Genomic DNA, 12,832 nt, shown 5'->3' with positions numbered 1-12,832 from the left:
CCGCATCGCGAATGCTCGTCGATGCGGGGCTCAGTCGCCCCGGCGAAGAGCTCTTTACCCACCCGTCACTGGAAACGGCAGGGCAGCCCTTGCTCCTACATAGTCATCTGCGTGCGAAGTTGAGAGGAGATGACGGAAGGCGCGTCAGAATCTCGTTGCCAGTGCGGCCGCCTCAGTCGTCGCCACTGTCGAGAATGTGGAAACTCACTGGGGTGCCGTGCTCCACCGTGCGCGAGACCGTGCAGTACTTGTCGTGGGACAGGGTCACGAGTTTCTCGACCCGGTCTTTCGCGCGCTGCCCGTCTGCATCGTTGAGGAACGTAATGTCGAAACTCAGTTCAATGGCCTCAAGCCGGGACGCCCCGTCCTCATCGAGCTTCTCGCCGGCCGCTTTCACCGTGAACCGGGTCGGTTCGGTTCGGCGACTGGTGACGGTGTCCACATCGATCGACGAGCACCCGGCGATCGCGGCGAGCAACAGCTCGACCGGCGTCATCAGCCCCTCACCGCTGCCGAATTCGACGCTCGCGCCCGATGGCGCCTCGGCGCGGTAATGGTTCTGGGCGACTCGGGTCAGGTCAATACTGCGTGTGTTCTCGCTCATGGGCCCATCATGCCACCGTCAGCGTCGGTCGCCGCGTCCAGATAGAACCAGCGGCCGGCACGCTTGCGGAAGCGCGAGCGCTCCTCAATGACCTGCTCGCCATTGTCATCGCGGAACCGCGCCCGGAAGTGAACTTCCCCCACCTCATCGTCGGCAGTGCCGCCGATCACCTGGAGAATCTCCAACCCGAGCCAGACTGTCCCCCGGCTGGCATCCACCTCTGCCGGGCGAGTGCGTGGGTGCCAGGTGCGGAACAGATGATCGGCATCCCGGCGAACGAATGCGGTGTACCGGGAACGCATCAGCGCCTCGGCGCTGGTCGGCCAGGATGTCAGGTCCATCGCCGGCTGGCAGCACTCGGCGAAGGAGGCTCCGGCAGGCAGGCCACCACAGGGACACGTCATCCGGCCACTGTATTCCAGGTGCCGTAGCCAGACCCACAGGTGCCGCCGTCAGTTTCCCGGATGCGTGCACCGGTGGAGCTCCGGCGTCAGAATAGGTTGGCTGCGAACCCTCGACTGCATTCGCCGGCGAAGTGCAACCCGAGGCAACCAGACGCTACTAGGCACTCCCGCTAGTACTTGTTCGGGCCGCAGGGCGAGTAGACCCTCGGTAGTCGGACAATCACTGCCAACGGCGCTCCACGCCGACTGGCGGCTTTGCGAACGAAGATGGCCGAGCGGCGGCATCGTCCGAACACTCGATCGACAGGCGCCAACGGCTTGGCTGCATCCGCACCAGAAGGAAACCGAGTCAACCAGACGTTACTAGTCAGCCAAGCCGCAACGACGCTCCACCCAAGCCCCCAGGACCGGGGCGGCGAGAACTGCCTCTTGCCGTGCCCAATAGCGCCAGCTAACATACAACTCAACGGTTGTAGAAAGTTTGAAGTGATGCTCAGGTGGAACAGCTCTTTCCTACGCAGGCAGGCACCGCCCGACCTCGGAATCCCCGGCGATCCAGGCTGAGCTGAACCATAAGCTACCCCTTAAGAATCCAGATCACCGAAACGGAGCATCAGATGTCATTTCAGGCCTACCTTGACACGATCGAGGACAAGACCGGACTCACGCCCCGCGCCCTGGTCGAGATCGCGGAGCAGAAGGGCTTCAACGATCCATCCGTCAAGGCGGGCGCCATCCTGGAATGGCTCAAGGAGGACTACGGACTCGGACGCGGCCACGGAATGGCGCTCGTTCACGTGATCAAGAACGGCCCACAGATCAGCGAGAAACACGTCGGCACGACCGGGACGCACCGTGACGAGACCGACGTTCTGTGGCTGGACGGCAAGGCCACGAAACCAACGTCGTAGGTCTGCCCTGCCGAAGGCCGGCTCTCGGGGAGGTCCGTCGTCCGTGGAAACGTCGCTGCAAGGTCCGCCCACCCTCCGGAAGCCGCTGCGTGAACGCGTACGCAAAGCGCCGCTCCTCGGAACTGCTCCTCGGACGCGCGGTAGACATCGCTCCGAAGGGGCGAAAGCGCTGCTCCCGGCAGGCATCGTCCGACGTACCGGCGGAAGCCGCGCTTCCCGGAAAGCACCCCTCAGAATGCCCGGCGAAAGCAGCCTCCGCCCGAACCACCCCTCAAAACCCCCGCACCTAACCCCCAGCACGCCCTCTCCTCCCCCGCGCCAACAACACCGCTACGCCGCCGGCAACGAGAAGCGCAAGCACTCCCAGCGCGACGCTCACAGTACGCAGCGCGGTGCTGAATCCGGTGCCAGCCAGGTGTCCGCCGCTGATCGCGGCCAGGGCGGACCCCACTACCGCGAGCGCAATCGTCTCCGCGGTAAGCCGTCCGGTATTGAACAAACCGGCGGCGGTCCCGGCTTGTTTGGCGTCGACCCCGGAGATTGCCAGGCCATCGATCACGCCAGTGGTCAGTCCAACGCCCACACCGGTGAGCAGCAACGGAGCGAATAATTGCCAGGCCGTACTGTCCGCTCCGATCGTCGCCAGGAGCAGAACGCCGGCACCGCTGACCGCCGCCGACCCGGAAACCAGCAGCACCACCGAGCGCCTGGCGATCATTGCCCCGACCGAGGGCAACACAACCGAGGGCACGGTGAGCATCAGCAACCACAATCCAGCCTGATCCGCCTCCAGGCCGATCACGTCGATCAGGTAGGACGGCAGGTAGACCAGCAGCGGCACGAGCACACCCATCATCGTTCCGGCGACTATAGTCAGGCCGGCAAACGTCCGATTGCCCAGCAAGCCGAGGTCGAACATCGGATCACTTACGCGCCGCTCCACCAGGACGAAAAGGCTGCCGAGCACGAGCGCCGCAACCATTCCGCCGATGACCACCAGACTGCCGATGCCGAACGACGGCGCCACCACGAAAACGACGATCAGCACAATCAGACTCGACGTGAACAGTGCGCCACCAAGCCAATCGATGCGCCGACCGCGAAGACCAGGCAGCCTGGGCAACAGCGGGCAGAGCACAAGGACCAGTCCGGAAAGCACCGCCGGAAGCGCGAAAACTGAACGCCAGCCCAACGCCGTCACCAGAAAACCGGACACGGTAGGACCGAAGGCAAGCCCGATGCCGAGCACAGTGCCCAGCGCCCCAAATGCCCGGGTGCGCGCCGACCCCTGGAAGCTGGCAGCGAGGATCGATGATCCGGTGGCGACGGCTGCCGCAGCACCGAGCCCGGCTACAGCCCGTGCCGCATTGAGCAGCAGAATGTCGTCGGCCAGCACACAGCTGAGGCTGCCGACCAGGAACAGCACAATGCCGGCCGAAAACAACCGGCGCCGTCCGAGCAGATCCGCAAGCGAACCGGCGAAGGTCAGAAACGCGGCGAAGCAGGTGTTGTAGCCGTTGACCACCCATTGGGCCGCGGGAAGCGTCGCGGCCAGGTCGCGCTGAATGCCCGGGAGAGCCAGCGCCGCACCGGTGATTGTCAGCGGGAACGCCAGGGACGCCAATAGCACGGCTGCCAGCGCGAGCCGGTTTCGGGCAAAGGTAGAGACAGAGAAATGAAAGGGGTGCACAGAGAGCTCCGTGAATCGAACGCGGAGCCGGGTAGCGCTGTGGGCCACACCGGCGTTGGACGCTGATACGGCGAAGCGTGGTACTAGGAGTTCACGCCGCCGCTAGGGACGGCGCACTCTGTCTGACTCTGGCACGGAACCAACCTACCCGACGTGGCCGAGCACTGCCTGGAATTACACCAGCACCCGGCTCAGGTCATAGGCGATCGGACGCTCCAGCTGGTCGAATCCGCAGGAACGGGCGTCCCGGTCCGGGCGCCAGCGGGAGAACTGGGCGGTATGCCGGAATCGCGCGCCCTCCATCTGGTCATAGCGCACCTCCGCGACCCGATCCGGCCGCAGCCGAACGTACGAGGTGTCCTTGTTGGAGGAGAAACGGTTCTTCTCGGTCTCGCCCCTCACGATGTCGCCCGCCTCGTCCCGCAGAACCAGCGGCTCCAGCTCGTCAATCAGCTCCAGCCGGCGGGCATCGCTGAACGCCGACGCGCCGCCAATGTTTTGCAGATCGCCGTTGTCGTCATAGAGGCCGAGAAGCAACGAACCGACTCCGCTGCCACTCTTGTGAATCCGGTAGCCGAGCAGCACGACATCCGCCGTCCGGTGGTGCTTGGTCTTCAGCATCAGCCGTTTGCCCGGTGAGTATGCGGCTGCAAGCGGCTTCGCCACGACACCGTCGAGACCGGCGCCCTCGAACTCGACCAGCCAGCGCCGGGCTAGGTCGACATCCGTGGTGGTCTGCGAAACATGGATCGGATCCCCGAGTTCGCCGGCCAGTTGCTCGAGCGCCGCCCGTCGCTGCTCGAACGGAGTATCGACGTAACTCTCCTCCCCCTGGCCGAGCAGGTCGAAAGCCACGAATATCGCCGGCGTCTCTTCCGCCAGTTTGCTGATCCGGCTGGCTGCCGGGTGGATGCGTTGCGACAGCGCTTCCCAATCCAGCCGTTCACTCCCGGGCTCCCCGGCACGAACCACGATCTCGCCGTCCAGCACGCACGGGCCGGGCAGCAGCCGGGCGAAGGCCTCGGTCAGTTCGGGAAAATAGCGGGTGAGCATCTTGGAGCCGCGGCTACCGATCTCACAGGATTCGCCGTCGAAGTAGACAATGCCGCGAAAACCGTCCCATTTCGGCTCGTAACTGAGCCCTCCCGACACACTGCCGGGGTCGGGCACCGTGGGCACCGCTTTCGCGAGCATAGGCGCGACCGGCGAGCTGTGCGAAGGAATCATCCTTCGATCTTGGAACCTAATGTCGTGAATTACAACCAGCGTTGAGTACACTTTCGACAAAAGACTTAAATACTCACTGTGACTGCCGACGAAACTACTGAAAAACAAAACTGCGGCATCCCCCCATTCAATCGAAGGCTCACAGTTGAACATCATGAAGAAGGCGCTATTCGTTGGCGCCACATCGCTCGCGCTGGTCGCGGGAACCATTTCCACCGCACAGGCCGCCCCGCGCCCCGTCGACATCACCGGTTACTCCGTGAAAGACGTCGTCTTTGACCGCGCCGGCTGCCAGCGGGTACCGGTCAAAGTCAAGGCGAGAATCGACAAGACGGTCGATCGGGAAAGCCTCTCGGCAATTGTGGAACTGGCGCGCGGGAAGTACATCTACACGGATGAGGGATACGCATTCACCGACGGCTCGTCCGGCGAGGCGCTGATCTGCGATGACGATGGCTACGGCAAAATCAAGGTAGGCCCGGCCGAGGTCGACGGGATGCTTAAGAACTCCGAGGATGAGTTCTACTCCAAAGACAAGACCACCTCGTCGTTCCACGTCCGGGTCAAGGCCAAAGCGGCGCTCAACGCAAAGCGCAGCGGCAGCAAGGTTGTGCTGACCGCCAGCGCAAGCCGCTTCAACGAGCACACCGACGCCTACAAGGCGTATTCGCCCAAGAAGGCCAAGATTCAGGTCAAGTCCGGAACCAAATGGAAGACAGTGAAAACCGTCGACCTGAAAAAGGGCAAGGCAACGTACACCGTAAAGCGAAAGTCGAAGGCAAGCTACCGGCTCACTTTCGACCAGGTCACCTGGGCAACCGGGGCCACATCGAAATCGGTTAAGAAATAACAGCAGGCGAAAAGGCTCGGCCAATCGGCCGGGCCTTTCCGCATTCCCGGCTGCCATCGACAAACGAATGGGGCTAGCGGGCTTGTCGAGGGGTCGCCATTAGGTCACAGGCTGTCCGCTGGGATAGCTACTGTCGAACCATGAAAACAAGCAGCACGGAAATCCAGCCATTCCGCATTCAGATTCCGCAGCCCGACCTGGATGCCCTGAATGACCGATTGACCCGTACCCGCTGGCCCGACGAGCTGCCTGACGTCGGCTGGACCTACGGCACCCCCACCAGCTACCTGAAAGGGCTGGCCGAGTACTGGCGGGACTCTTACGACTGGCGGAAGTACGAGGCGAAGCTCAACGAGTTTCCGCAGTTCACGACCACAATCGACGGGCAGAACATTCACTTCCTGCACGTCCGATCACCCGAGCCGGACGCGCTGCCGCTGATCATCACTCACGGATGGCCGGGTTCGATCGTGGAGTTCATGAACATCATCGGGCCGCTCACCGATCCGCGTGCCCATGGCGGCGACCCCGCAGACGCGTTTCACGTCATCGCCCCTTCGATACCCGGGTTCGGATTCTCCGGACCAACGCGGGAGGCAGGATGGGACATGTCGCGGATCGCGCGTGCCTGGGCGGAGCTGATGATTCGGCTTGGCTATGAGCGGTACGGCGCCCAAGGCGGCGACACCGGCTCTGTGATCTCACCGATGCTGGGCGGCATCGACTCCGAGCACGTCGTGGGCGTCCATGTCAACGGCAGTCTCGGGTTTCCCACCGGAGATCCCGGAGAGCTAGCCGGTCTGAGCGAAGCTGAGCTGGCGCGACTCTCCAGCATGGAAGGACAGATGCAGGATGACGTTGGGTACGCGATCATCCAGTCGACGAGGCCGCAGACGGTTGGGGTCGGACTCTCCGACTCGCCTGCCGGGCAGCTCGCCTGGATCGTCGAGAAGTTCAAGGAGTGGACCGACCCTGCCGCCGAGCTCCCCGAGGACGCAGTCGATCGCGACCAAATGCTCACCAACGTCAGCCTGTATTGGCTCACTGGTACGGCCACTTCGTCGGCGCGACTCTACAAGGAGGGGCAGGCCAGCTGGGGGCAACAGGCGAAACGATCCGAGGTGCCTTCCGGTGTGGCCGTATTCCCAGGCGACTTAGGGATTCGACCTATTGCCGAGCGCGAGAACAACGTCGTGCACTGGTCGGAGTTCGAGCGCGGCGGCCATTTCCCGGCCATGGAGGTCCCCGAGCTCCTGGTCGGGGATGTGCGCACGTTCTTCCGCGGCCTCCGGTAGCGAGCGTAATGTCGTGATGCGCCAGCACCGCACGAAGCTCCCGCAGAAGCCTCAGATGCAAGACGCCCCCGGCAGGTGGTCCATCACCTGCCAGGGGCTAATCCGAGACTCAACCTATGTGGATAGGGAGTCGCGGACTGCTCACCAGCCTACGCCTTCGATGCCGGTTACAGACAATCACCGAGTGAAGTGGCACCCTGAATAGGTGAGCTATCCGAACAGCGAGACCCACGAGCACTCCCCGCGCATCGAGACCCTGCTGATTCTCGGCGCCTCGGGCGATCTGACCGGCAGGCTGCTGCTGCCCGGCCTCGCCAGCCTGCTGGCAGAGGGCAAGGGAACCGATATCACCCTGGTTGGCGCAGGATCCGACGACTGGACGGCCGAGCAGTGGCGGTCCAGGCTGAAGGAGTCGTTCTCGGCGGCACACGACACAGCACAAAACGCAGCGGACGACGCCGGAGAAAGGGCACTGGCCAGAATCCAGACCACGTCGGAGTACGTCCGGATCGACGTCACCGAGCCCGGGGCGCTGGCGAAACTGCTTGGTTCCCTGCAGGGCCCGATTGCGATCTATTTCGCGCTGCCACCGGCCATCAGCCAGAAGGCATGTTCCGTGCTGAAGGCGAGCGACCTACCCGCCGGCACCCGCCTGGTGCTTGAGAAACCGTTCGGATCCGGTCAGGAATCTGCACACGCTTTGAACGAAACGCTCGCGAGCCTGGTCCCCGAGCACCAGATCCACCGCGTCGACCATTTCCTGGGCAAGTCAACCGTGCTCAACATCCTTGGCCTGCGCTTTGCCAACCGGCTGTTGGAGCCGCTGTGGAACAACAACCACATCGAGAAGGTCGAAATCGTCTTTGACGAGGCCCTCACCCTTGAGGACCGTGCCCGGTACTACGACACAGCCGGCGCTCTGCGCGACATGATCCAGAGCCATCTACTGGAGGTGATGGCGCTGATCGCCATCGACCCGCCGACCTCCATCTCCGAGCGCGACCTGCGCGACCAGATCGGCGCGGTATTGCGGGCAACCGCCATCGATGGCGCGCCCGCGAAGAGTAGCCGGCGTGCCCGGTACACCGCGGGGACAATCGGCGCGTGTGACGTGCCGAACTACGTCGACGAGGCCGGCATCGATGCCGCCCGGCAGACCGAGACGCTGGCCGAGGTTCAGGTCGCCGTCAGCAGCTGGCGCTGGGCGGGCGTCCCCTTCATCCTCCGCTCCGGCAAGGCACTCGGCGCAGCCCGCAAGGAAGCGCTTATCACCTTCAAGCCAGTCCCCCACCTGCCAGCCGGACTGACCGGCGTCGACACGCCCACCCGGCTGCGGATCGGCTTCGGGCCGGACACCCTGCAACTGGAAATCGACGTCAACGGCCCCGGCGACGTCTTCACACTGAATCGCACTACTCTTTCCGCCGACCTGCACGCTTCCAGACTTTCGCCCTACGGCGAGGTCCTCGATGGCGTGCTGAGCGGCGACCCGCTGCTATCGGTCCGTTCGGATACCGCGGAAGAATGCTGGCGGATCGTCGAACCGGTCCTGAAGGCATGGAAGAACAACGAGGTGCCGCTGGAAGAGTACCCGGCCGGCTCGGATGGCCCGTCCGGCTGGCCGAGCTGACCGTCCGGTTATACCAGCGGGCAGAGCATCGTGTCGGAATTGCCGTTACGTCCGACAATCTCGAAGCCCTTGAGCCGATAGAGCTCCCTGGCCTGGTTGGCATCCTCGACGCTGAGGCTGACACCGTCGTACCCGAGGTCACGGGCCCTGGCCAGCAGTTCATCGATCAGCCGGCTGCCGATACCCAGTCCTCGATGCTCCTCACGGACCGCGATCGTCAGCTCGGGTACCAGCGAGGAGACGTAGCCATAGCCTGGGTCGTCGACGTCGAACAGCCGGCACCACGCGGCGCCGGCCGGCTGCTGATCGCCGTCGGTGCCCTGCCCGGCAAGCTCAGCGACGACGCCGAAGTCACCGGTCCGGGGCCAGCCGTCCACGTAATGCGAGATGTTGTCGTCATCCAGAACCTCGGCCCGGCTCCGCTGGTGGAACATCGACCAGTTTGCGGCCTCGACCAGCATCTCGGTCAGGAACTCGGCATCGTCCGCCTCCGCGGCCCGTATTGTGGCATCCATCGCTATCCGTCTGTTGAGCTATCTGTCTGTTGAGCTATCTGATCTGTTGAGCGGGCTTCGTCCCCAAAGCGTACGAAGCCGTCACCCAGCTTACGAAGCCTTCCTACCTCGACCCGCTACCGGTACCGCCGGGCGGCGTCCAAGGTCTGTGCCAGGTAGCCACCGCCGAACAGGATGACGTGCGCCAGCAGCGGAAACAACTGATGCAGGGCGATCCTTTCCCGCCAGCCGGGTTTCAGCGGGAACACCAGCGAATAGGACGCGGTGATCCGGTCCAGGAATGGCGCGCCGAACAGGTGCAGCATTGCCAGGTCACTCTCCCGATGTCCGCCATGGGCCGCCGGATCGATCAGCACGGCGCCAGCGTCAGTCCACAACAGATTTCCCGCCCAGAGGTCGCCGTGCAGCCGGGCCGGCCGGTCCCCGTCATCGAATTCGCCATCCCGGAGCCGGCGCAGCACCGGTTCGAAATGCCGCGCCTCGTCTGCGTCCAAGGATCCTCGTTCGGCCGCGGTATCGATCAGTGGCTGCAAGCGATAGTCGGCGTAAAACCTGCCCCAGCCGGGTTGGCCAGCAACCGATCCGGCCTGGTCGGTAGCCGACGCAGCCTGGCCAGCACCCGATCCGGCCTGGTCGGTAGCCGACGCGGCCGAGCCGTCCACCAACGGCATCGGGAGTGCGTCACCCAGCGGACCGAAGTAACCATCGCCGTGCCAGCCCTCGGGAGCGGCTCCGAAACCAGGCGCCCCGGCATCATGCGTCGCCGCCAGCCGCTCGCCGAAAGCCGCCGCGGCCTGTGCCGACGGCGCGACGCTGTGCAGTCGCTCCAGGCACAACTCGCCATCGCCGACCGTCAACACAGGAACGACTGCAGCTCCGCCCTCGGCAGCGGCGAGCCAGCGCAGGGCCGCCACCTCCCAGTCGAGAACCCGCTCAGATCCAGGCGGGTAACGCTTGCGATAGATCTCGGAGGCCGGCATCAGCCCAGATTAGCGAAGGCCCGGCAGTCTGGAATGGCCCGGCAGGCTACGCCGGGCGCAAGTCCCGGACTACACCTAGGCCGCTCCCGGCTCCTTCCCAGGCTTTACCGTCTACCATGGTCAAACCTCCTTCCGTGCATGGCGAACGAAAGTCGGTACCGATATGGCCCGGAAAGCGAAGGTCCTGTTGTGGATTGCGGCGGCAGTCGTCGTCGTGGTGGCCGGAGTAGCGATCGGCACCAGGCTCTATGTCGCGGGAGAGAATGAACGGGCGCCCTCGGCACTCACAGGTTCGCCCCAGACAACCGCGCAGGCATCGGAGCCGGCAGAGACAATCGACGGCAGCTGGACCAGCGTCGATGGTTCGCAGGCCGGTTACCGGGTGAAGGAAGTACTCAACGGCAATGACGTCAACGTCGTCGGCCGCACCGACCAGGTGGAGAGCACTGTCACTGTCGAGGGCAAAAAGGCGACCACGGCCGACATCACTGTAGACCTCGTTTCCGTCGCAACCGACCAGGACAAACGTGATCAGTATTTCGCCGGTCACGCAATCGACACGAATACCTACCCGGATGCCACCTTCAGCCTGACCGAGCCACTGGACCTCGCCACGATTGCCGAGAGTACCGGGGAGCTGGACATCGAAGCCAAAGGAACGCTTTCGATCAACGGCGTCGACAATGAAGTTTCAACCACGTTCAACGTGCGGCGCGAGGCCGAGACCATCACCGTCACCGGTTCGATTCCGCTCACCTTCGACGATTACAACGTGACCGCTCCGGATCTGGGCTTCGTCAAGGTCGAGCCCGAAGGCCAGATCGAGTTCGCGATCAACTACGCAAAGAGCTGACATCTGAGCTGATCGCACCAGACGGTGCGTTACAGTTCGATCCGTGACTCCTCGCCGATTCCCCAGATCTTTGCTGATCGCCTGCGTCATGCTCGGAATCCTCTCCAGTGGCTCGATCGCACCGGCCGCGGCGTGCGCCTGCGGTGTAGCGATTCCGCCCGCGCAGACCAAGATCGCTGTCGACGCCGAACGTGCCATCCTGCACTACGACGGAACGCAGGAGACGATCATGATGCGGCTCACCATGGCCTCGGACGGCGCAGAGACAGCGCTCGTCGTCCCCACTCCGCAACCCGCGACGGTGACCGCGGGCTCCAAGGATGCCTTCGACGAGCTTGACGCCATGGCGGAACCAAAGGTCGTCGGCCGGAAGAAGTGGTGGCCCGAGGCCGGCGACGGAGTAGGCAGCGCCCCGATGGAATCCGCGCCCAAGGTGCTCGATACGGTCCGGCTCGGCCCGCTGCAGGCCACGACGCTCGCCGCGGATGACGCAGCTGGCTTGCGCCGCTGGCTACAGGACAATCGCTACCCGCTCGACCCGGCCGTGGCCGAGGGACTCGACGAGTACGTCGCGGACGGATGGGCGTTCGTCGCGATGAAGATCTCGGCGGATGCCGCCCTCGACGGCGAGATCGACCCGGTGGTGCTGACATTCAGCTCGGATCAGCTGGTGTACCCGATGCGGCTGTCGAAGGCGGCCAAAGTCGATCAGCGGGTCCGCAACTACGTGATCGCCGAGCATCGGGTCGACCGGGAAGATGCCGAGATGGGCACAGGCGTCTACGGCGAGCCGACCGTGGCGTGGGCCGGCACGGTTGATGCCGGCTCGGTGCACGACGCACAGCTGAAGAAGCTGGTCGGCGAAACGGCATTCGTCACCGTCATCGACACGGCGTACAACGACCCGGCGGAACAGATCACCGACGACTACCGGTACGTTCAGGCGCCACGCGATGAGCCGTACCAGGTCGTCAATTACGTCGACGAGCCGGTGAAAATCCTCGGCGTCTACGCCGGACCGTTCCTCACCGGCCTTGGCGTGCTGCTGGTGATCACGATCGTTGTCGTCATCGCTGCCCGGCTCCTGGGCCGACGGCACCGGGCAACCTGACTCGGCAGCCGCCGGGCCGCGAGTCCCAGGCCGTCGGAGCCACGGCGCCGGAATGTCAGCTAGACGTCCAGCTCGAGTGACCGATCGAAGACTGTGGCGCCGCCGACCCGCACGAAGTCGCCATCCAGCTTCGTGAACAGTTGCGAGCCACTGCCCTGGGTGATCTGCAGATCACGGCCAAGTTTTTCGGTGACACGCACCGCCGCGGCTCCGGTGGCCTCGTCCTCGGCGATCCCCATCGCCGGAGCAAACATCCGCGATCGCAGCCTGCCAGCGGCTTCGTCGGCCCAGGCATAGACGTAGTGGTGTCCACGGCTGAACTCAGAACCATCGAAACCTTCCACGGCGTCCGCGCTATCCTGCGGCAGCCACTCGAACTTCGGCGCCCAGTTTGGCTTTGCCGAAATCCAGGTCAGGGTCCCGTCATACTCCACGGCGACATCGCCGGCCGGCTCATGCAGCACACCGACGCCGGTTCCCTGTTCCCGGAGCCACCAGGCGGTGCCAACGCTGGGGTGACCGGCGAATGGCAGCTCGGTCGTCGGGGTGAAGATGCGCAGCGCCGCGGTGCCGCCGCTCGCCGCGCTGTCCGCACTCGCGACGGCCTCGAGAAACACAGTTTCGCTGAATCCGAGCCGGGCGGCGATGTCCTGTTCGCGTCCCGCACTTGCCGGTCCGGAGCGGACGATGCCCAACTCGTTGCCGAGGTTCCCGCTTTCGTCGGTGAATACCCTGACCACATCGACTTTCAGTGTGCCCACG

13 protein-coding genes are annotated in these 12,832 nt (G+C 64.3%); 6 read left to right on the top strand and 7 right to left on the bottom strand.

Going from position 1 to position 12,832, the window contains the following annotated elements; translation table 11 throughout:
* Positions 1-172: 172 nt before the first annotated feature.
* Both LWF01_RS05520 and LWF01_RS05515 read right to left on the bottom strand, forming a co-directional pair.
* Positions 173-604, bottom strand: a complete 432-nt coding sequence (locus LWF01_RS05520) for an OsmC family protein (protein ID WP_349640042.1) — start codon at positions 602-604, stop codon at positions 173-175.
* Positions 601-1,008 (bottom strand): YchJ family protein, encoded by a 408-nt coding sequence (locus LWF01_RS05515; protein ID WP_349640041.1) that lies wholly within the window; start codon positions 1,006-1,008, stop codon positions 601-603. The genes LWF01_RS05520 and LWF01_RS05515 overlap by 4 nt, the downstream gene beginning before the upstream one ends.
* Before the next feature lie 617 nt (positions 1,009-1,625).
* On the opposite strand from LWF01_RS05515, the gene LWF01_RS05510 reads away from it, so the two are divergent.
* Positions 1,626-1,919 carry a DUF4287 domain-containing protein gene (locus LWF01_RS05510; protein ID WP_349640040.1) on the top strand — a complete coding sequence of 98 codons (294 nt, stop codon included), beginning with the start codon at positions 1,626-1,628 and terminating at the stop codon, positions 1,917-1,919.
* Between the two features lie 286 nt (positions 1,920-2,205).
* Here the strand turns inward: LWF01_RS05510 and LWF01_RS05505 are convergent, their stop codons facing one another.
* Positions 2,206-3,609: an MFS transporter gene (locus LWF01_RS05505; protein WP_349640039.1), complete on the bottom strand. Its 1,404-nt coding sequence runs from the start codon at positions 3,607-3,609 to the stop codon at positions 2,206-2,208.
* Positions 3,610-3,783: 174 nt separating this feature from the next.
* Positions 3,784-4,836, bottom strand: a complete 1,053-nt coding sequence (locus LWF01_RS05500; protein ID WP_349640038.1) for an ATP-dependent DNA ligase — start codon at positions 4,834-4,836, stop codon at positions 3,784-3,786.
* A 154-nt stretch (positions 4,837-4,990) separates the two neighbouring features.
* Between LWF01_RS05500 and LWF01_RS05495 the strand changes: the two genes are divergently transcribed.
* The 3 genes from LWF01_RS05495 to LWF01_RS05485 all read left to right on the top strand — a co-directional run bounded on the left by LWF01_RS05495 (position 4,991) and on the right by LWF01_RS05485 (position 8,611).
* Positions 4,991-5,686 (top strand): hypothetical protein, encoded by a 696-nt coding sequence (locus tag LWF01_RS05495; protein ID WP_349640037.1) that lies wholly within the window; start codon positions 4,991-4,993, stop codon positions 5,684-5,686.
* 140 nt (positions 5,687-5,826) lie between these two features.
* Entirely contained in the window at positions 5,827-6,981 is a 1,155-nt protein-coding gene (locus LWF01_RS05490; protein WP_349640035.1) for an epoxide hydrolase family protein, read from the top strand.
* Between the two features lie 205 nt (positions 6,982-7,186).
* On the top strand, positions 7,187-8,611 hold the full coding sequence (locus LWF01_RS05485; protein WP_349640034.1) for a glucose-6-phosphate dehydrogenase: 1,425 nt from the start codon (positions 7,187-7,189) through the stop codon (positions 8,609-8,611).
* Positions 8,612-8,619: 8 nt separating this feature from the next.
* On the opposite strand, the gene LWF01_RS05480 is transcribed toward LWF01_RS05485, so the two are convergent.
* Positions 8,620-9,126, bottom strand: a complete 507-nt coding sequence (locus LWF01_RS05480) for a GNAT family N-acetyltransferase (protein ID WP_349640033.1) — start codon at positions 9,124-9,126, stop codon at positions 8,620-8,622.
* A gap of 116 nt (positions 9,127-9,242) precedes the next feature.
* Complete coding sequence (locus LWF01_RS05475) at positions 9,243-10,106, bottom strand: fructosamine kinase family protein (RefSeq protein WP_349640032.1); 864 nt, start codon at positions 10,104-10,106, stop codon at positions 9,243-9,245.
* A gap of 163 nt (positions 10,107-10,269) precedes the next feature.
* Here LWF01_RS05475 and LWF01_RS05470 point away from each other — a divergent pair, with 163 nt between their 5' ends.
* Positions 10,270-10,959: a YceI family protein gene (locus LWF01_RS05470; RefSeq protein WP_349640031.1), complete on the top strand. Its 690-nt coding sequence runs from the start codon at positions 10,270-10,272 to the stop codon at positions 10,957-10,959.
* Positions 10,960-11,002: 43 nt separating this feature from the next.
* Complete coding sequence (locus LWF01_RS05465) at positions 11,003-12,070, top strand: DUF2330 domain-containing protein (protein WP_349640030.1); 1,068 nt, start codon at positions 11,003-11,005, stop codon at positions 12,068-12,070.
* 59 nt (positions 12,071-12,129) lie between these two features.
* Here the strand turns inward: LWF01_RS05465 and LWF01_RS05460 are convergent, their stop codons facing one another.
* On the bottom strand, positions 12,130-12,831 hold the full coding sequence (locus tag LWF01_RS05460) for a PhzF family phenazine biosynthesis protein (protein ID WP_349640029.1): 702 nt from the start codon (positions 12,829-12,831) through the stop codon (positions 12,130-12,132).
* Position 12,832 lies beyond the last annotated feature (1 nt).

Source organism: Saxibacter everestensis, assembly GCF_025787225.1.
Classification (GTDB): domain Bacteria; phylum Actinomycetota; class Actinomycetes; order Actinomycetales; family Brevibacteriaceae; genus Saxibacter; species Saxibacter everestensis.
This window is presented reverse-complemented; position numbering and strand designations above follow the sequence as displayed.